The organism is Oricola thermophila (assembly GCF_013358405.1).
GTDB classification, from domain to species: Bacteria; Pseudomonadota; Alphaproteobacteria; order Rhizobiales; family Rhizobiaceae; genus Oricola; species Oricola thermophila.
Genome location: NZ_CP054836.1, coordinates 677,401 through 696,142, shown reverse-complemented (window position 1 = coordinate 696,142; position 18,742 = coordinate 677,401). Strand labels below are relative to the sequence as shown.

Annotated in this window: 14 protein-coding genes; 5 read left to right on the top strand and 9 right to left on the bottom strand. The window is 63.9% G+C overall.

Annotated features, from left to right (window positions below):
- Window positions 1-10: 10 nt before the first annotated feature.
- Window positions 11-1,507, bottom strand: coding sequence for a CoA-acylating methylmalonate-semialdehyde dehydrogenase (locus HTY61_RS03215; RefSeq protein ID WP_175275446.1), 1,497 nt, complete (start codon window positions 1,505-1,507; stop codon window positions 11-13).
- A gap of 18 nt (window positions 1,508-1,525) precedes the next feature.
- Entirely contained in the window at window positions 1,526-2,851 is a 1,326-nt protein-coding gene (gene aptA / locus HTY61_RS03210) for an omega-aminotransferase AptA (protein WP_175275445.1), read from the bottom strand.
- Between the two features lie 199 nt (window positions 2,852-3,050).
- Between aptA and HTY61_RS03205 the strand changes: the two genes are divergently transcribed.
- Window positions 3,051-3,704, top strand: a complete 654-nt coding sequence (locus HTY61_RS03205) for a TetR family transcriptional regulator C-terminal domain-containing protein (protein ID WP_175278391.1) — start codon at window positions 3,051-3,053, stop codon at window positions 3,702-3,704.
- Between the two features lie 12 nt (window positions 3,705-3,716).
- Here the strand turns inward: HTY61_RS03205 and HTY61_RS03200 are convergent, their stop codons facing one another.
- From HTY61_RS03200 to HTY61_RS03190, 3 genes are read right to left on the bottom strand one after another with little or no spacing between them, the layout of a single operon-like run.
- Window positions 3,717-4,664: a DMT family transporter gene (locus HTY61_RS03200; protein WP_246272905.1), complete on the bottom strand. Its 948-nt coding sequence runs from the start codon at window positions 4,662-4,664 to the stop codon at window positions 3,717-3,719.
- A gap of 10 nt (window positions 4,665-4,674) precedes the next feature.
- Complete coding sequence (preA, locus tag HTY61_RS03195; RefSeq protein ID WP_175275444.1) at window positions 4,675-5,988, bottom strand: NAD-dependent dihydropyrimidine dehydrogenase subunit PreA; 1,314 nt, start codon at window positions 5,986-5,988, stop codon at window positions 4,675-4,677.
- A gap of 15 nt (window positions 5,989-6,003) precedes the next feature.
- The gene (locus HTY61_RS03190; RefSeq protein WP_175275443.1) at window positions 6,004-7,320 is read right to left on the bottom strand and encodes an NAD(P)-dependent oxidoreductase; all 1,317 of its coding nucleotides are present in this window, start codon (window positions 7,318-7,320) and stop codon (window positions 6,004-6,006) included.
- A gap of 260 nt (window positions 7,321-7,580) precedes the next feature.
- Here HTY61_RS03190 and HTY61_RS03185 point away from each other — a divergent pair, with 260 nt between their 5' ends.
- The 3 genes from HTY61_RS03185 to HTY61_RS03175 all read left to right on the top strand — a co-directional run bounded on the left by HTY61_RS03185 (window position 7,581) and on the right by HTY61_RS03175 (window position 11,435).
- Complete coding sequence (locus HTY61_RS03185; protein ID WP_175275442.1) at window positions 7,581-8,966, top strand: bifunctional enoyl-CoA hydratase/phosphate acetyltransferase; 1,386 nt, start codon at window positions 7,581-7,583, stop codon at window positions 8,964-8,966.
- On the top strand, window positions 8,963-10,141 hold the full coding sequence (locus tag HTY61_RS03180) for an acetate/propionate family kinase (RefSeq protein WP_175275441.1): 1,179 nt from the start codon (window positions 8,963-8,965) through the stop codon (window positions 10,139-10,141). The genes HTY61_RS03185 and HTY61_RS03180 overlap by 4 nt, the downstream gene beginning before the upstream one ends.
- 100 nt (window positions 10,142-10,241) lie before the next feature.
- Complete coding sequence (locus tag HTY61_RS03175) at window positions 10,242-11,435, top strand: D-alanyl-D-alanine carboxypeptidase/D-alanyl-D-alanine-endopeptidase (RefSeq protein WP_246272904.1); 1,194 nt, start codon at window positions 10,242-10,244, stop codon at window positions 11,433-11,435.
- A 4-nt stretch (window positions 11,436-11,439) separates the two neighbouring features.
- Here HTY61_RS03175 and putA read toward each other — a convergent pair whose 3' ends face one another.
- Window positions 11,440-14,901: a bifunctional proline dehydrogenase/L-glutamate gamma-semialdehyde dehydrogenase PutA gene (gene putA / locus HTY61_RS03170; RefSeq protein ID WP_175275439.1), complete on the bottom strand. Its 3,462-nt coding sequence runs from the start codon at window positions 14,899-14,901 to the stop codon at window positions 11,440-11,442.
- A 116-nt stretch (window positions 14,902-15,017) separates the two neighbouring features.
- On the opposite strand from putA, the gene HTY61_RS03165 reads away from it, so the two are divergent.
- Entirely contained in the window at window positions 15,018-15,500 is a 483-nt protein-coding gene (locus HTY61_RS03165; RefSeq protein ID WP_175275438.1) for an Lrp/AsnC family transcriptional regulator, read from the top strand.
- Here HTY61_RS03165 and phnN read toward each other — a convergent pair.
- From phnN to phnE, 3 genes are all read right to left on the bottom strand, one after another.
- Window positions 15,497-16,084 carry a phosphonate metabolism protein/1,5-bisphosphokinase (PRPP-forming) PhnN gene (gene phnN, locus HTY61_RS03160; RefSeq protein ID WP_175275437.1) on the bottom strand — a complete coding sequence of 196 codons (588 nt, stop codon included), beginning with the start codon at window positions 16,082-16,084 and terminating at the stop codon, window positions 15,497-15,499. The two genes, HTY61_RS03165 and phnN, sit on opposite strands and share 4 nt — an antisense overlap.
- Window positions 16,085-16,089: 5 nt before the next feature.
- Complete coding sequence (locus HTY61_RS03155) at window positions 16,090-17,280, bottom strand: alpha-D-ribose 1-methylphosphonate 5-triphosphate diphosphatase (RefSeq protein WP_175275436.1); 1,191 nt, start codon at window positions 17,278-17,280, stop codon at window positions 16,090-16,092.
- Window positions 17,281-17,385: 105 nt separating this feature from the next.
- Entirely contained in the window at window positions 17,386-18,738 is a 1,353-nt protein-coding gene (gene phnE, locus HTY61_RS03150; protein WP_175275435.1) for a phosphonate ABC transporter, permease protein PhnE, read from the bottom strand.
- Window positions 18,739-18,742 lie beyond the last annotated feature (4 nt).

Sequence of the window (18,742 nt, the reverse complement as noted above, 5' to 3'; positions counted from 1 at the left end):
TCCTTTCTTATTACTTCATGCTTGGGAACGTGAAGACCGCTCCCTCGTGGATGTCATCCGGCCAGCGTGTCGTGACCGTCTTGAGCCTCGTGTAGAACCGGACGCCTTCCGGCCCGTAGATCGAGTGGTCGCCGAACAGCGACCGCTTCCAGCCGCCGAACGAATGATACGCCACGGGCACGGGGATAGGCACGTTGACGCCGACCATGCCGACCTCGATGCGGTTTGCGAAGTCGCGCGCGGCATCCCCGTTGCGCGTGAAGATGGCAGTGCCGTTGCCGTATTCATGGGCGTCGATCATCCCGACAGCCTCATCGTAGGAATTGGTCCGCACCACAGACAGCACGGGCCCGAAAATCTCCTCCTTGTAGATCGTCATGTCCGTGGTCACGCGGTCGAACAGCGTGCCGCCGACGAAATAGCCGTTCTCGTAGCCCTGCAGCGAGAAGCCGCGCCCATCCACGACGAGATCGGCGCCTTCCTGCACACCCTTGTCGATATAGCCCAGAACGCGTTCCTGCGCCTGTTTCGTGACCAGCGGTCCCATTTCGGCTTCGCTGTCGGTGGACGGTCCGATCTTCAACGCCTCGACGCGCGGCTTGAGCGCCGCGACGAGCTTGTCGGCCGTCTCCTCGCCGACGGGGACGGCCACGGAGATCGCCATGCAGCGTTCGCCGGCGGAACCGTAGCCCGCACCCATCAGCGCATCGGCCGCCTTGTCGATGTCGGCGTCCGGCAGCACCACCATGTGGTTCTTCGCGCCGCCCAGCGCCTGGACGCGCTTTCCGGCCGCCGTGCCGCGCGAATAGACATACTCGGCGATCGGCGTTGAGCCGACGAAGGAAACCGCCTTTATGTCGGGATGGTCGAGGATCGCGTCCACGACTTCCTTGTCGCCATGCACAACATTGAGCACACCATCCGGGAATCCGGCCTTCTGAAACAGCTCGTAGACCAGCATCGGCGCCGACGGATCGCGCTCCGACGGCTTAAGGACGAAGGTGTTCCCGCAGGCCACCGCGATCGGATACATCCAAAGCGGCACCATGGCCGGGAAGTTGAACGGCGTGATGCCGGCGACCACACCGAGCGGCTGCCTGTCGGCATACGAGTCTATCGCCGGGCCGACATTGCGGCTGAACTCGCCCTTCAGCAGATGCGGGATGCCGCAGGCGAACTCGACGACCTCGATGCCGCGCGCGACCTCGCCCAGTGCGTCGTCATGGGTCTTGCCATGCTCCTTGGAGATCGCCCGCGCGATGTCCTCAGCGTGGGCGTCGAGCAGTTCCTTGAACCTGAACATGAAGCGCGCGCGCTTCAGCGGCGGCATGTCGCGCCAGGCCGGCAGGGCTGCCTTGGCGGCGGCCACCGCCTCGTCGAGTTCGGCCGCGCTTGAAAGCGGCAGGACCGCTGATTCCTCGCCCGTCGCGGGATTGAAGACCGGCTGGGATCGCGAGGAGGACGACTGGACGAGTTTACCGTTGATTGCGTTCCTTATCGTTTCCATGCCGTCCTCCCGTTTTTTCTATTCGATCGAGTTCAGGACGCCGCGCAAGGTGTCGAACAACTCGTCGATCTGGCTCTTTTCGATGATCAAAGGCGGCGACAGCGCGATGATGTCACCCGTCGTGCGGATCATCAGGTTCCTCTCATAGGCCTCGAGGAAGGCCGAGAAGGCGCGTTTCGTCGGCTGCCCCTCGATTGGCTCCAGCTCGATGGCGCCAATCAGGCCAAGATTGCGGATGTCGATGACGTGCGGGCAGTCCTTCAGCGAATGAACCGCATCTTCCCAGTAGGAGGCAAGCTCCGACGCGCGCGTCAGCAGCCCCTCCTCCTCGTAGGTGTCGAGCGTGGCGAGCGCCGCCGCACAGGCGATCGGATGCGCCGAATAGGTGTAGCCGTGGAACAGCTCGATCATGTTCTCCGGCCCGGTCATGAAGGCGTTGTAGATGTCGGCGGAGCAGAACACCGCCCCCATCGGCACCGTGCCGCTGGTGATCCCCTTGGCGGTGGTGATCAGGTCCGGCACGACATCGAAATAGTCGGTCGCGAAAGGCGCACCGAGTCGACCGAAGCCGGTGATGACCTCGTCGAATATCAGCAGGATGCCATGCTTGTCGCAAATCTCGCGAAGTCGCTTGAGATAGCCCTTCGGCGGAATCAGCACGCCGGTGGAGCCGGCAACCGGCTCGACGATGACGGCGGCAATGGTCGACGGATCATGCAGGTTGATGACGCTGATCAGATCGTCCGCGAATTCGGCGCCGTGTTCCGGCTCACCGCGGGTGAACGCGTTGCGCTCCGGGTCGTGCGTGTGGCGAATGTGATCGACGCCGGTCAGCATGGTTCCGAATGTGCGGCGGTTTGCGACTATGCCGCCGACCGATATGCCGCCGAAACCCACGCCATGATAGCCGCGCTCGCGGCCGATCAGGCGGGTGCGCGTGCCCTGGCCGATCTGGCGCTGATAGGCGAGCGCGATTTTCAGAGCCGTGTCGACGCTCTCGGAGCCGGAATTGGTGAAGAATACGTGGTCGAGCGGCGACGGCAGTTTCGCGGCCAGCCGGGCAGCAAGCTCGAATGCCTTGGGATGTCCCATCTGGAAGGCCGGGGCGTAGTCCAGTTCGGCGGCCTGTTTCTGGATGGCCTCGACGATCCTCGGCCGGCCGTGACCGGCGTTGCAGCACCAAAGACCGGCCGTGCCGTCGAGGACCTGGCGACCGTCAGCAGTCGTGTAGTGCATGTCCTGCGCGCCGACGAGCATGCGCGGATTCTTCTTGAACTGCCGGTTCGCCGTGAACGGCATCCAGAAGGCTTCGAGATTGTTTGGAACCACTGCTCGCTCGGACATACTGCTCACCCTTTGACCGCCGCCAGACATTCCGGTTGCCCGGCAAAACGGCTATACCCTCCCGTGGCGCATCCGGCATGCCGAAATGCGCCGGACGCTTGCTTGACCGTTTGGTCAAATCGAACGCTAAAAGAGCTTTTCGAAGCGGTCAAGTGCTTTACAATCGGAACATGCGGCCCGAGAAACGAGGCGAAAGAAGATTCAGGTGAAAGAGACAAAACGAAACGCGGCAACATCCGCCAAGCCCCTGTCCCGCATACAGGAGGCAAATCGCAAGGCAATCTTGAATGCAGCGATCGAGGTCTTTGCCGCATCGGGCTTTCGTGGCGCGACCATCGACGAGATCGCAACCCGCTGCGGCATGTCGAAACCGAACCTGCTCTATTACTTCAAGAGCAAGCGCCAGATCTATCAGCAGGTTCTGGAACAGACGCTCGGAGAGTGGCTGGCGCCGTTCGAGGATATCGACCCCGATGGCGACCCGATCGAGGAACTGCGCCGCTACATCACCGTCAAGCTGAAGATGTCCGAGGACAATCCCAACGCTTCCAAGCTCTTCGCAAACGAGGTTCTCCACGGCGCACCGGTGATCGGCGAATTCCTGGAAACCAGGCTGAAGAATCTCGTCAACGAAAAGGCGAAAGTCATTCGCCATTGGGTCGGGGAAGGCAAGCTCGCCCCCATCGACCCCTATCACCTGATCTTCATGATATGGGCGACGACCCAGCACTATGCCGATTTCGACGTCCAGATACGGGCCGTGCTCGGCACGCAGGCAGGTCGTCCCGGCTTCTACGAGCAGGCGGGGCAGGCAATCCTGTCGATCATACTCTACGGGATCAGGCCGCGCTGAGAGGGAAGCGCCCTACCCGTCCGGCGCGAACGCGAGAACGATCAGTCCGAGGACGATCACGACCGCGCCGGACAGCACCGCCCCGCTCGCCCAGCCATGGCCGATCAGCCCTTCCAGCACGATGACGAAGGAGGGAGTGAGATAGCCATAGGCGAAAACCTTGGCCGCCGGCAGGCGCAGCGAGGCGAACTGCACGAGGAAGAAGGTCGCTGCCGTGGCGAAGACGGCGAGATAGGAGATCGCGATCCAGACCATCGCGGGCATCGACGTCCAGTCCGTCGCGAGAATGTCGCGCGCGCCGTATAGCGTGATGCAAATGCCGGTGAAAAGCAGCACCCAGAAGGTGGAGACGACAACGGGCTCGCTGCGCGCGAAGCGACGGAACAGGGGCGCGTAGAGTGCATGGCAGGCGACGCCGACCGCGAAGATGGCCTCGCCTCGCCCGATCCTTAGCCCCATCATCGCCTCGACATCGCCCCGAAATATCACCCACAGGGCGCCGGCGCCGGCGACCAGCAGGCTGGCGATGACCACCGGGCGCGCGCTTTGCCCCAGGACAAAAAAGCCGAAAACCGCCGCAAGCAGAGGATTGAGCGTGAAGACAGCTCCCACCGACACCGGCAGGGCGATGCCGAGCGCGACGAACATGGTGACGAAATAGACGCCCATGAGCGCGCCCAGCACGAGGAAACGCCACGGCGCCGGCGGCAGGCGGAGCGGCTCGCGCCGCACGCCGAATGCGATCACCGCGATGATCGCGGCGCCGATCGCGAAACGGATCGAATTGAGCGGCGCAGCCCCGATATGCGGCGCCGTCATCGCACCGAAGGAAAACGAGCCCGCGATCAGCAGCGCGAACAGGATCATGGCCAGATGGCCGAGAAGCTTCTCGCGGCCTTTCGCATGCACCGTCCGCGACGCGGCGGTGCCGTCGCTCGTCGCGGCGCCCCTCCCGGCCATGCCTATGTGCCTATTCCGCGGCCTGCTTCGACCAAACGGCCGGATTGTTCGGATGTTCGGTCCAGTTGGAATAGTTCGGGTCGATCGGCTTTCCGGTCCGCGGATCCACCCCGGAGATCTGCTCCATCGTGATGCAGTCCTCGACCGGGCAGACATTCACGCACAGATTGCAGCCGACGCATTCGGCGTCGATCACCTCGAAGTGACGCTCTCCGTCGACCATGTTCGTGATCGCCTGGTGCGAGGTATCCTCGCATGCGATGTGGCAGCGGCCGCACTTGATGCACAGTTCCTGGTTTATCTTGGCCTTGGTGACATAGTTGAGGTTCAGATACTGCCAGTCGGTGACGTTGGGCACCGCCATGCCGCGGAAGTCCTCGATCGTGGCAAAGCCCTTCTCGTCCATGTAGTTGGACAGGCCCGCGATCATTTCCTGCACGATCTTGAAGCCATATGTCATGGCAGCCGTGCAAACCTGCACCGTGCCGCAGCCGAGCGCGATGTACTCGGCAGCATCCCGCCACGTCGTCACGCCGCCGATACCGGAAATCGGCATGCCGGCAGTCTCCGGATCGCGCGCGATCTCGGCGACCATGTTGAGCGCGATCGGCTTGACCGCCGGGCCGCAATAGCCGCCATGGGTACCCTTGCCGTCGATGGACGGAACGGGCGAGAAACTGTCGAGATCGACCGACACGATGGAATTGATCGTGTTGATCAGCGACACTGCGTCGGCGCCGCCGGCCTTAGCCGCGCGGGCGGGGTACCGGATGTCCGTGATATTGGGCGTCAGCTTGACGATCACCGGCATGTCCGTGTGCTTCTTGCACCACTCGGCGACCATCTGGATATATTCCGGCACTTGGCCGACCGCGGCGCCCATGCCACGCTCGCTCATGCCGTGCGGGCAACCGAAATTGAGCTCGACGCCGTCGGCGCCGGTCTCGGCCACGCGACCGAGGATCTTCTTCCAGGGTTCCTCCTCGCAGGGCACCATCAGCGACACGACCACGGCATGATCGGGCCAGTTCTTCTTGACCGCCTTGATCTCCGCCAGGTTGATCTCCAGGTCGCGGTCGGTGATGAGCTCGATATTGTTGAGCCCGAGCAGACGACGGTCGGCGCCCCAGATCGCCCCGTAGCGCGGACCATTGACATTGACGACGGGCGGCCCGGCCTCGCCGAGCGTCTTCCAGACGACGCCGCCCCAGCCGGCCTCGAAGGCGCGCTCGACATTGTATTGCTTGTCGGTGGGCGGCGCGGAGGCCAGCCAGAACGGGTTCGGCGACTTGATGCCGAGAAAGTTGGTGGAAAGATCAGCCATGTCGCGTCCTCCTCGTCAGGCGCTGAGCGCGCGGTGAATGCTTTCGGCCGCATCGCGCCCCTGCGCCACCGCCGTCACGGTCAGGTCGTCGCCGGCATTGACGCAGTCGCCGCCGGCCCAGACCCCGGTCATCGAGGTCCTGCCCTCGTCATCGACACGAATGCGACCGCCGTCGAGCGCGATCTGCGCGCCGTCGACGCTGCCGTGGTCGAAGGACTGGCCAATCGCCTTCATCACCTCGTCGCAAGGGATCGTCACCGTCTCGCCGTTGCGATCGAACTCCATGCCGACCACCGCGCCATCCTCGACCAGCATGCGCTTCGGCGTCATGTTGCAGCGGATCGTCACGCCGCGCACCTGTGCGATCTCCTGCTCGTATTCCGACGCCTTCATGCGTTCCCGCGGACCACGATAGCATATCGTCACCTCGTCGGCACCGAGCGCCTTGGCCTGCACCGCCGCGTCGACGGCGGTCATGCCGCCTCCGATGACGACGACACGGGCCCCCACCGGAATCTCGGAGATATCCGAAGCCTGGCGCAAGTTGCCGATCCAGTCGACGGCGTCCAGGCTGCCCTCGGCATCGGCATCCGCCTCGCCGAGCGCATTGACGCCGGCAAGGCCCATGCCGAGGAACACGGCATCGTAGTCTTTCGCCAGCCCTTCGAGCGTGATGTCGCGTCCGAGCGTCTTGCCGTAGTGAACGGCAATACCGCCGATGGAAGTGATGTAGTCGACCTCCGCCTGCGCAAAGCCGCCAGGTGTCTTGTAGGAGGCGATACCGTATTCGTTGAGGCCGCCGGCCTTCTCGCGCGCCTCGAAGACATCGACTTCATGGCCACGCATGGAAAGGCGGTGCGCGCAGGCGAGTCCCGCAGGGCCTGCACCGACCACGGCAACCCTCTTCCCGGTCGGGGCGGCACGCTCATAGAACTGCCTTCCCTCCGCCATCGCCTTGTCCGTCGCGTAGCGCTGCAGCAGCCCGATCTTGACCGGCTTGCCCTCGGCCGTCTCGCGGACGCAAACCTCTTCGCAAAGCGTCTCGGTCGGGCAGACCCGCGCGCACATGCCGCCGAAGATGTTCTGGTCGAAGATTGTCTTGGCGGCACCCAGCGGGTTGTCCGTCGCAATCTCGCGGATGAACATCGGGATGTCGATCGAGGTGGGACAGGCCGTCATGCACGGCGCGTCGTAACAGAAATAACAGCGATCGGCCTCGACATGGGCCTCGTGATCGTCAAGCGGCGGATGCAGGTCCGAAAACAGTTCTGCATATTCTTCCGCGCCGAGCCTGCCGGCCCTGACATCGCGGCTGCCTTGTTGAGCATTCATGCGGCACTCCCTCCACATTCCGTTGCCCTGCGGCCCGTGCGCGCCGCCGTGAGAAGTCGAGGATGACCGAATTTTATCAAAAGGTCAAATTTGAATGCGCAGTTTTTGATCGGGCGCAATTCCCCTGGCCAGCAGCCATGCGAGGGTCGGCGCCGCCACGCCCGGCAAAGGGAACCTATCTGCAACCATTGTCTGCGCCCAATGGTGGACAAGGGCCCAGAATCCGCTCCGGATGCAACGAGATTGTAGAGATCGAACCCATGACGCTCTATTCCAGCACACCATACAGCGAGCTCTCCGTCGGCATGGAGGCGGAAATCCGGCGCCTGTGCCGGGCCGAGGATTTCTTCGTCTTCGCCAACGCTTCCGGCAATCACAACCCGATGCATCTGCCCAGGGAGGACCATGACGGAGACGGCACGCCCGATGAGCCGGTCGCGCCGTCCATGTGGGTCGCCTCGCTGTTTTCCGCGGTTTTCGGCAACATGCTTCCCGGCCCGGGAACACTCTACAAGGGACAGACACTGCGCTTCCTCGACCGCGCCCGTGCGGGCGAGGAGCTGACGGTGAAAGTGCGCCTGACCGAGCTGAAGCCCGACAGGGTCGCCTGCTTCGAAACCTGGATCGAGGCCGAAGACGGCCGCCGGATCGTCGAGGGTGTTGCGGAGGTCATAGCCCCCGAAAGGTCGGTCACTTTCGACGACGAGGACCTCCCCGGCCTGACCGTGCGCCGCCATGTCCATTTCGACAGGCTGCTCGACCTGGCCGAACCGCTCGACCCGATCCCCACCGCGGTCGTGTGCCCCGAGGAGGAAAACGCGCTGGCCGGCGCGCTTCTGGCTGCCGAGCACACGCTGATACGCCCGATCCTCATCGGCGACAGCGGGAAGATCGCCGAAGTGGCCGCGCAGATCGGAGCCGACCTGACCGGTTTCGAACTGCTCGACGAGCCCGACCACGATCAGGCTGCCGCGACCGGCGTCCGGCTGATTCACGAGGGACGTGCCAACGCCCTCATGAAGGGGCATCTGCATACAAGCCGCCTGCTGCGCCATATCGTCAAACGCGACGGCGGACTGCGTACCGGAAAGCGCCTGAGCCATGTCTTTGTCATGGACGTTCCGGGGCTGGACCACCTGCTGATGGTCACCGACGCAGCCATCAACATCACGCCGACACTCGAGGAAAAGGTCGACATCACCCAGAACGCAATCGACCTCGGTCTTTCGCTCGGCATAGAGCAGCCGAAGGTCGGAATCCTCTCGGCCATCGAAACGGTCAATCCCAAGATACCCTCGACCATCGACGCAGCCGTTCTCTCGAAGATGGCCGAGCGCGGCCAGATAAAGGGCGGCCTGGTCGACGGCCCGCTGGCCATGGACAACGCGGTCGACATCGAAGCCGCGAAAACCAAGGGCATACGCTCGCTGGTCGCCGGCCATGCCGATATCCTTGTCGTGCCGAACATGGAAGCGGGCAACATGCTCGCCAAGGAACTGACTTTCGTCGCCCACGCCGAGGCCGCCGGCATCGTCATGGGCGCACTGTGCCCGATCATTCTCAACAGCCGCGCCGACGACGACAAGGCCCGCCTAGCCTCATGCGCGGTCGCCGCGCTCTATCACGAGTGGAGAAAACGGCCATGACATCCGGTGCCATCCTGACGCTGAATGCCGGTTCGTCGTCGATCAAGTTCTCGATATACATGGCGGGCGACGAGCCGGAGGAAAGGTTGCGCGGCGAGGTCGAGAAGATCGGCGGGGACAATGCCGAACTGGCCATCGTGCGGGGAGACGGCGGCGAAAGGCGTTTCCAGATCGGCCATGTCGATCACCGGGCAGCGATGGCGGCGATCCTGGCCCATTCGGGCCATGCGCTCGACGGGGAGACAGTTGCCGGTGTCGGCCACCGTATCGTCCATGGCGGTACCGACTTCACCACGCCGACCCGCCTCGACGACGCGACCGTCGAGCGACTGGCCGCGCTGGAACCCTTGGCGCCGCTGCACCAGCCGCACAACCTTGCCGCGGTTCGCGCGGCACGCAGCGCCTTTCCGTCCGCGGTCCAGATTGCCTGTTTCGACACGGCCTTTCACCGCGCACACCCGTGGGTGAACGACACTTTCGCCCTGCCACGCGAATGGTACGAGCGCGGCGTGCGCCGCTACGGTTTCCACGGACTTTCCTACGAATATGTATCCGGCGAGGTGGCACGCATTGCGCCGGAATTGCGCCATGGCCGGGTCGTGATAGCCCATCTCGGCAATGGCGCATCCATGTGCGCGGTACGCGACGGCAGGAGCATCGCCTCCACCATGGGCTTCACCGCGCTGGACGGCCTTCCGATGGGCACGCGCTGCGGCCAGCTCGACCCCGGCGTCCTGCTCTACATGATGGATCAGGAGAAGATGACGCCCCCGGAAATTTCGAAGCTGCTCTACCACGAAAGCGGACTGAAGGGCCTGTCCGGCGTCAGCCACGACATGCGCGAACTGGAGGCATCCGGCCGGCCCGAAGCGGCCGAGGCCATCGAATATTTCGTCTTCCGGATCCGCCGCGAACTGGGCGCGCTTTCGGCAACGCTCGGCGGACTGGATGCGCTCGTGTTCACCGGCGGCATCGGTGAACACTCGGCGCTGGTGCGCCGGAAGGTCTGCGAAAACATGGAATGGCTCGGCATCGAGATCGACGATGAAAGAAACGCCGATCACGCACTCGATCTCGCCGTCGGTCGCACCCGCGTCATGGTCGTTCCGACAGACGAGGAACGGGTGATCGCCCGCGCGGTCAACAACGAGCTGAACGCGGAACCGGACCGTTGACGATCTGCCATCCGCGAAACCTGCGCATTCCCTTGCGTTGCGGCTGGGCGGCGTTACTGTGATGCCGGATATCCCTGACCGTTCCCGAAAAGGAGTCGCCATGCGGTTTCGCCTGATTGCCGTGGCTTTAGCCACGTTGCTGCTGCCCGCGTCGGCCCTTGCCGGGGCGAAGGAAGAGATCGCGGCGCTTGCGCCGTCGGCACTTGTTCTCGTCGTCGACGAGAATGGCGAGGAACTCGTGGCACAGAACGCGGACAAGGCCTTTGTTCCCGCATCCGTCGCCAAGATCGTCACCGCATGGCTGGCGATGGAAGTGCTGGGCGGCGACTACCGGTTCAAGACGAGTTTCTACCTCGATGCCGACCGGGTTCTCCACGTGCGCGGCGGCGGCGACCCGTTCCTGATTTCCGAGGAACTGGCCCTGCTCGCTCCGCAACTGCTGGAGGCGACAGGCAAGGAGCCGTTCGCCGGCATGGTGCTCGACGGGAGCTACTACCCCGCCGATCTCCGCATCCCCGGCATAGAGGCGACCGACGAGGCCTATGACGCGCTCAACTCGGCGCTCGCGGTCAATTTCAACACCATCCATGCCGTGCGCAACGGCAAGACCGTGCGCTCGGCCGAGGAGCAGACCCCGATCACGCCCCTGGCAATCAGCCAGTTCCGCGCCCGCGGTCCCAACGGTCGAAGCCGTATCAGCCTGACCCAGGAGGATCCCGACATAAGCGTGCGTTATGCCGGAGAACTCATCTCGGCCTTCATCGAACGCGCCGGCGGAAGCGTCGAGGGCGATATAACCGTCGGCCCGGTTCCCGAAGGACTGGAGCCGGTTTACGTGCACCGGCAGTCCCGCCCGCTCTCCGAGATCCTGCGACAAATGCTGATCGGCTCGAACAACTACATCGCAAACCAGATTTTCCTAGAAGTCGGCGCGAGCCGCCACGGCGCCCCTGTCAGCCTCGAGAAATCGCTCCGCGTCGCGAAGGAACTCCTCGCCGCACACGACCTAGCGGAAGGCATTCACCTGGTCGAAGGTTCGGGCATCAGCCGCGACAACAGCTTCACGGCCCGCGGCCTTGCCGGCGTGCTAGACCTGTTTGCCCCGCATGCGGACCTTATGCGGCGAACCAAGCGCGGCTCACGCTACAAGACCGGTACGTTCTCCGGCGTAAGAACCCTCGCGGGAGTGGCCAAGACCTCGAGCCACGGCGATGTGCGTTTTGTGATCTCGCTTGGCGGCGGCACGGGCAAGTTGCGGTTCCGGCTACTGCAAGCCATCGAGCGCGGGCTGTAGAATATCACGCATTCGCCGCGAGCAGTGCAGCGTTGCCTCCCGCCGCCGTCGTGTCGATGCAGACGTGACGCTCGAGGATCAGCCGCACGGCCGGATCGGCCTCCGCAATCAACGGGATCAGCGGTCCTTCCCGTTTCGCCAGCGCGATGCGCGCGGCACGCAGATCATCCTCGCCGCCCCACAGCATGACGGCATCGAAACCCGAAAGTGTCGAAAGTGCCGCGTGATCAAGGCCCGTGGCGATCAGCGGAACGCAGCCACGCCCCTTGGCCAGTTCGGCTTGCGCCTCCGCGTCCTCCGCCGACGGCCCGAGGCACAGCACAACCCCGCGCGGAAAATCGGACAGCCGGTTCGATTCACCCGTAACGCCCGGCATGTCACGTGTTGACAGCACCCTGTGCCGATCCGGCCTCAACCGGTCGAGTTGCGCTTGCACAACGCCGGCGTCAGCCGCTTCAGCCGGCCGGACCGTGGAGACACGGATCCCGGTCCGCACAAACCTTGAAAGATAGTGCGGGCCGCCGGCCTTGGGTCCCGTTCCGGACAGCCCCTCGCCGCCGAAGGGCTGCGAACCGACAACGGCGCCGATCTGGTTTCGGTTGATATAGATGTTGCCCACCCGGAGCCGGGACGTGATGTGTTCCACCCGGTCGTCGATACGGCTGTGCAGGCCGAAGGTCAGCCCGTAGCCGCAGGCATTGATATCGGCGACGACCTGGTCGATCTCCGCCACCCTGAACGTGGCGACATGAAGAACCGGACCGAATATTTCCCGTTCGAGATCGCCAATACCGTTCACCCGGATAACCGTCGGCGCGACGAAGGTTCCCCGAATCGGTTTCTCAAGTTCCTTCAGCAAGCGATTCTCGAGCCTTGCCTTTTCGATGTAGCCGACAATCCCCCTGCGGGCTTCCTCATCGATCACCGGCCCGGTATCCGTCGCCAGGGCCCAGGGATCGCCCGCGCGCAACTCGTCCATCGCGCCGAACAGCATCTCCAGCACACCGTCGGCGACATCCTCCTGCAAGTAAAGCACACGCAGCGCCGAGCAGCGCTGCCCCGCGGACTGGAATGCCGAAGCGACAATGTCGCGCACGGCCTGTTCCGGAAGGGCCGTGGAATCGACGATCATGGCGTTCAGCCCGCCCGTTTCCGCGATCAGCGGCGCATCGGGCGCAAGATGCCGTGCCATCGCCCGGTTGATCGCCTGCGCCGTCTCCGTCGAGCCGGTGAAACAGACCCCGTCGACGCGCGGATCGGACGTGAGTGCCGCACCGACCGTCGCTCCATCGCCGGGCAGGAGCTGAAGCACGTCGCGCGGGACGCCGGCCTCGTGCATGAGCTTCACCGCGCGCGCGGCGATCAGAGGCGTCTGCTCGGCCGGCTTCGCGAGCACGCCGTTGCCGGCCGCGAGCGCCGCCGCGATCTGGCCGGTGAAGATCGCCAGCGGGAAGTTCCATGGCGAAATGCAGGCAAACAGCCCGCGCGGCGGCGCTTTCAGCGCCCCGGCCTGATTGGCGTAGTATTGCAGGAAATCGACCGCCTCGCGCAGCTCGCCGACGGCATCGGGAAGCGTCTTGCCGGCCTCGCGGGCCAGCAGCGCGAAGATCGCGCCGAAATCCCGCTCGTAAAGCTCCCCTGCCCGGCGCAGCACTTCGGCACGCTTTTCCGGCGAACAATGAGACCAGTCACGCCCCGCGTCCAGCGCCGCCTCCACATCGGCCCCGTCCGCATCCGCGACCTCGCCGGCGATGTCCGCGGGATCGGCCGGATTGCGTATCTCGCGCACGGGCCTGTCGCGCCCGAATGCGCTGCCGAGCATGGGCTCCGCGCGAAAACGCTCCGTGCGGAAGGGCGCGCGAGCGGCCTCGATTTCCTCCAGATCGTCGCGGTTGCGCAGGTCGAAGCCGCGCGAATTGCCGCGTTCCGGCAGAAAGATGTCCGCCGGCTTGCGGATGCGCGGGTTGGACGTCGGGTCTTTCGCCCAAGCGGCAAACGGGTCTGCGACGATCTCCGCCACCGGAACGGTCTCGTCGACGATACGGTTGACGAAGGAGGAATTGGCGCCGTTCTCCAGCAGCCGCCGAACGAGATAGGCGAGAAGATCGCGATGGGCACCCACGGGCGCGTAGATGCGGCAGCGCGTCCCCTCGCCCTCGAGCACGAGCCGATGCAGCGCCTCGCCCATGCCGTGCAGCCGCTGGAACTCGAACGAGTCCCTGTCTTCGGCCATCTCCAGGATCGCGGCGACGCTATGGGCATTGTGGGTTGCGAACTGCGGATAGATCCGGTCGGTCAGGCCGAGCAGCTTCCTGGCGCAGCAGATATAGGAGACATCGCTCGCCGACTTGCGCGTGAACACCGGATAGTCCGCGACGCCGTCGATCTGTGCCCGCTTGATCTCCGTGTCCCAGTAGGCGCCCTTGACAAGGCGCACCATGATGCGTCGATCGAGCCTTTCCGCCAACGCATGGAGCCAGTCGATAACGTGCGCGGCGCGCTTGCCATAGGCCTGCACCACGACGCCGAAGCCGTCCCAGCCGGCAAGTCGTTCGTCGGCCAGCACGGCCTCGATCATATCGAGCGACAAATCCAGCCTGTCGGCCTCCTCGGCATCGATGTTGAACCCCATGCGAGCTTCCGCGGCCTTTGCGGCCAGGTCGGCAACGCGAGGCACGAGTTCCTCCATCGCACGCTCGCGCTGCGCCATCTCGTAGCGCGTATGAAGTGCGGAAAGCTTGACGGAGATGCCCGGGTTGCGGCGGATGTCATCCGACCGGCAGCCGCTCGATATGGCCCTGATCGCGGAAGCATATGCATCGAAGTAGGCGGCCGCGTCAGCCGCGGTCAGCGCCGCCTCCCCCAGCATGTCATAGGAATAGGTATAGCCTTTCGCCTCCATCGCCGAGCCGCGATGCATCGCTCCCTCGATGGTTTCGCCGAGCACGAACTGGTTGCCGAGTTCCTTCATCGCCTGGCGAACCGCGGCACGGATCACCGGTTCGCCGAGCCTTTTCACTGCACCGTGCAGCAAGCCGGCCATGCCTTGCGCGTTCTCCGTATCCAGCACCTTGCCGGTCAGCATCAGCGCCCAGGTTGAAGCGTTTACCAGCGGGGAATTGGACCGCCCGAGATGGCGCCCCCATTGTGACGGCGCAATCTTGTCCTCGATGAGTTCGTCTATCGTCGCGGCATCCGGTACACGCAACAGTGCCTCGGCCAGGCACATTAGCGCGACGCCCTCCTCGGTCGAAAGCCCGTATTCGGCGAGGAACACCTCCATCAAGCCGGGACGCGTTTCCGCGCGGATCGCTTTGACCAGCCGGGCGGCGCGCCGCACAGACCGTTCCCTTATCGCAAGTTCCGGCGCATGTCCGGCGATCAAGCTTTCAACGATGGCTGCCTCGTCGGCACGATGCGCTGTCCGCATGGCCCGACGGGCGTGGGATATGGGATCAATCGGCATGGCTCTCTCCGAACTGCGAACCTGCCGTCATCGTAACATTGACCCTGAAGGCCATTTTCCCTAGTTTTCGGGCATCGCAGGAAGTTTTCCCAATTTTGAGCCGGAATGAAGTCCTCATGGATGATACAAGACCGGAAGGCAATCGACTTGACCGATACGATCGACGCATCATAGCCATCCTTGAATCCGAGGGGCGCCTGCCGGTGACGGAGCTCGCCCGCCGCGTCGGCCTTTCCAAGAGCCCCTGCCAGGTGCGTCTGAAACGGTTGATCGAGGATGGTTACATCCTCGGCTTCAAGGCCGTGCTCGACATGGCAAAGATGGGCCGCGAACACGTCGCCTTCACCGAAGTGAAGCTCTCCGACACGACGGAACGGGCACTCGCGGATTTCAATGCCGCGGTGAAGCGCATCCCCGAGGTCGAACAGTGCCACATGATTGCGGGGCCGTTCGATTTCCTGCTGAAGGTGCGCACCCGCGACATCGCGGCCTACCGGCGTGTGCTGGGCGAAGCGATTTCGTCCCTGCCGCACGTTTCCAACACCTCGACCTATGTCTCGATGCAGGCAGTCAAGGACGGGCCGCTGCCGGAGGACTAGGCCGGTCGGACGGTTCCCAGGCCGAATTCATTCTCAATCAGCGCCAGGAAAGCCTCGCCAGCCCGATCGACAGGGCCCGAATTGTCGATCTCGACCACGCGGCAGGCAACCGGCAGGGCCAGTTCGCTGCGTGCCAGCCGCCTTGCGATCTCTTCGGTTGTTTCGCGCCCCCGCCCTGCAAGCCGCCGCGCGAGGACATCCCTGTCCACCTTCAGGCTGACGACCAGAAGATTTCCGAATACCAGTTCGATTTCGCGCAGCGCTCGACGCGATCCGTTGCCGATTGCTATGCCGCCGCGTTCGACATGACGGAGGGCCGCGGCGGGAAGGCCATAGCGAAGGCCATGTGCGTTCCAGCAGACGGCATAGCGCCCGGCCTCCTCCTCACGATCGAAGGTTTCCCGATCAAGCGAGTCGTGATCCTCGGTCGCGCCGTCTGCATCGCGGGTCACGGCGCGGCGCACGAACATCACCCGCGCGTCCGCCGCCAGTCTCGGCCTCAGCCAGTTTATGATCGTATCCTTGCCGGATCCGCTCGGCCCGACAACGGCGATGAAGCAGCCCTGCTCTCCTGGCATCGCCATGCCTGTCACGCCACGCGGCGACCTGCGCGCCAGACACCGCGCACCACGGGCACATGATCCGAGTGTTCGGGGTCATGATGGACCCGAACGACATCCGCGCGCTTGCCGATCGCGATCTCGCCGCGGTCCACCAATCCGACAGCCTCGGCCGGCGTCTTGGTGACCATGCGCATTGCTATCGGCAACGTGATCGTCTCGACGTCATGCGCGATGACGAAGACCGAATGCAGCAGGCTGAACGGGATATAGTCCGAGGACAACACATCCAGAATTCCGTGCCTCGCCAGATCGATTGCCGCGATATTGCCCGAATGCGAGCCGCCGCGCACAATGTTGGGCGCCCCCATGAGCACGCTCATGCCCGCCTCGTGCGAAGCCTTCGCAGCCTCGAGGGTGGTCGGGAATTCCGCCAGCCTGACACCGAGCCGGATCGCTTCCGCCACATGATCCAGCGTGGCGTCGTCATGCGAGGCGATGGCGATGCCCATTGCATGGCAGTGTTCAGCGATTTCCGCGCGATGCCTGTCGGAATAGCGTGCCGATTCCTCCTGCCTGCGCTTCACGAACTCCGCGAACTCGTCATCGTTCAGGCCACGCTTCTTCTGGTAGTAGAGGACATACTTGTCCATTGTCTGGAACTGCCTCTGCCCCGGCGCATGATCCATCAGCGAGACAAGACCGACCAGTTCCTCGCCACGGAACTGGTCGAGTTCCTCGAGCACGTTGTGGGACGACACCTCGCAGCGCAGGTGGATGCGGTGTTCAGCGCGCAGCCGACCCTTCGTCTGCGCCGCCTTCAGCGCGTCCGCCAGCTTTCGCATCTCGCCCGGCTGGAAGCCGCCGTCCTCGTCCGATCCCATGCGGAAGCAATCGAACACCGTTGTGATGCCGGACGTGGCGATCTGCGCGTCATACGCCTGCACGGATGCCATCAGGTTCCAGACAACGCCGGGGCGCGGGCTGTAGTGGGTTTCCAGATGGTCCGTATGCAGCTCGACAAGGCCGGGCGTCAGATAGTCGCCCTCCAGGTCATGTGCGGGCACCGCCGTGCCGCCGGGCTGGATATCGGCAATCCGCCCGTCCCGCACGACAACGGTGCCGTCAAGCACCTCGTCGGCAAGGACGATGCGAGCATTCGTGAAAATTTCTTCCGACTGTGTCACGGCGAAGGCCAATGCGCCCCTGATTTCGTTCATGAAAAGACTTACCCCATTCCTTTATCCGATTCCGCAATGACGCAGTGGCAGGGAAAGGCGGCAGGTTTACGTTCCGCCGTCGCTGGCCCGGCCAACCGCATGCGTTCAGGACGACCGGCCGATCAGTTTGGCCCGGATCCAGCCCGAAGCGCTGTCCATCGCCATCACCATCAGGATGATGAGCACGATGTAGTAGCTGACTTCTTCCCAGTCCTTCTGGGTGGAGATTGCCTGCGTCAGCAGGAGTCCGATGCCGCCACCCACGATGGCGCCGATCACCGTCGCGCTCCGCGTGTTGGATTCGAAGTAGTAGAGCACCTGGCTGAGAAACACCGGGACCACCTGCGGCAAGACTGCGAAACGTGCCCGCTGAAGCACGTTGGCGCCGGTCGACTGAACGCCCTCGATCTGCTTGTGATCCACGTTCTCGAGCGCCTCGGAGAACATCTTGCCAAAGCTGCCGGTATCGGTGATCGCGATCGCAATAGCACCGGTAAGCGGACCGGGGCCGAAGGCGCGGCTCAAAATGATCGTCCAGATCAGGCCGTCCACGCCGCGGAAAAAATCGAAGAGACGGCGTGCGCCTGCGCGAGCCACACGTGACGGGGTGAAGTTCAGTGCCGCGACAAAGGCAAGTGGAAGCGCCACGAGAGCCGCCGTCATGGTCCCAAGGAAAGCCATGAGCACGGTCTCGAAAATCGCCCACATGACGTCCTTGTGTCGCCACATCCGGTTGTTCCAGAATTCGGAGAACATGTAGGAGAGGTTGCTCCTGTCCGGATCGATCCGCTCGCCCCACAGCGCCAGTTCGATCAATTCTCCCGGCCCCTTGCCGGCGAACGGGCTGTCCAGCGTGAAGAAGAACAATTCCCAGCCATAGTCGTATTTGAAGGTCTCGATCTTGTTGCGCGTGTACGACATCCGGCCCCGAGGTGTCTTGATCGTCACGCGGCTGCGCGAGGCATTGATGAAGGGAGGCAAATCCTCTCCCGGCAATGACAGGTCGACGCGATTGCCGTCCCGCGAGACAACGATTTCGCCATAGCCGGGGTAGCTGTAGGTCGCGACCGGGCCCTCGTAGGTCACACGATGCCCGCCACCGAGATCGATCCTCACCACATCTCCATCCATCGAGACAAAGCCCGGCATCTGTCCCTCGGGATATGTACCCTTGTTTTCCCCCTCGATGGCGACGACGATCGACGCCGAACGATTGTCGCGGGTAACGTGCGTCTTGTAGCTCACGAAGTCCGAGAGGAGTATCTGCACGTTGTCGAGCCGGGCTCTCTGCAACAGGCCCGCCACGTCGAACGCGAACGCGGAATAGCCCAGATAGACGAGGATCAGCACGGGAATCGCGAAGGATATCCACTTGCGCCGGTTGATCCCGGCGACCACCGCTTCGCGCAGGTCGGTGCGGGCGCCGGTTGAACCGAAATCGGCGGCTGTTGCGGACATGGCT

What these genes read in the sequence shown, in the direction of transcription:
- HTY61_RS03215 (WP_175275446.1), bottom strand. Translation starts at nt 1,507, where the DNA reads ATGGAAACGATAAGGAACGCAATCAACGGTAAACTCGTCCAGTCGTCC.
- aptA (WP_175275445.1), bottom strand. Translation starts at nt 2,851, where the DNA reads ATGTCCGAGCGAGCAGTGGTTCCAAACAATCTCGAAGCCTTCTGGATG.
- HTY61_RS03200 (WP_246272905.1), bottom strand. Translation starts at nt 4,664, where the DNA reads ATGGCCGGGAGGGGCGCCGCGACGAGCGACGGCACCGCCGCGTCGCGG.
- preA (WP_175275444.1), bottom strand. Translation starts at nt 5,988, where the DNA reads ATGGCTGATCTTTCCACCAACTTTCTCGGCATCAAGTCGCCGAACCCG.
- HTY61_RS03190 (WP_175275443.1), bottom strand. Translation starts at nt 7,320, where the DNA reads ATGAATGCTCAACAAGGCAGCCGCGATGTCAGGGCCGGCAGGCTCGGC.
- HTY61_RS03185 (WP_175275442.1), top strand. Translation starts at nt 7,581, where the DNA reads ATGACGCTCTATTCCAGCACACCATACAGCGAGCTCTCCGTCGGCATG.
- HTY61_RS03180 (WP_175275441.1), top strand. Translation starts at nt 8,963, where the DNA reads ATGACATCCGGTGCCATCCTGACGCTGAATGCCGGTTCGTCGTCGATC.
- HTY61_RS03175 (WP_246272904.1), top strand. Translation starts at nt 10,242, where the DNA reads ATGCGGTTTCGCCTGATTGCCGTGGCTTTAGCCACGTTGCTGCTGCCC.
- putA (WP_175275439.1), bottom strand. Translation starts at nt 14,901, where the DNA reads ATGCCGATTGATCCCATATCCCACGCCCGTCGGGCCATGCGGACAGCG.
- HTY61_RS03165 (WP_175275438.1), top strand. Translation starts at nt 15,018, where the DNA reads ATGGATGATACAAGACCGGAAGGCAATCGACTTGACCGATACGATCGA.
- phnN (WP_175275437.1), bottom strand. Translation starts at nt 16,084, where the DNA reads ATGGCGATGCCAGGAGAGCAGGGCTGCTTCATCGCCGTTGTCGGGCCG.
- HTY61_RS03155 (WP_175275436.1), bottom strand. Translation starts at nt 17,280, where the DNA reads ATGAACGAAATCAGGGGCGCATTGGCCTTCGCCGTGACACAGTCGGAA.
- phnE (WP_175275435.1), bottom strand. Translation starts at nt 18,738, where the DNA reads ATGTCCGCAACAGCCGCCGATTTCGGTTCAACCGGCGCCCGCACCGAC.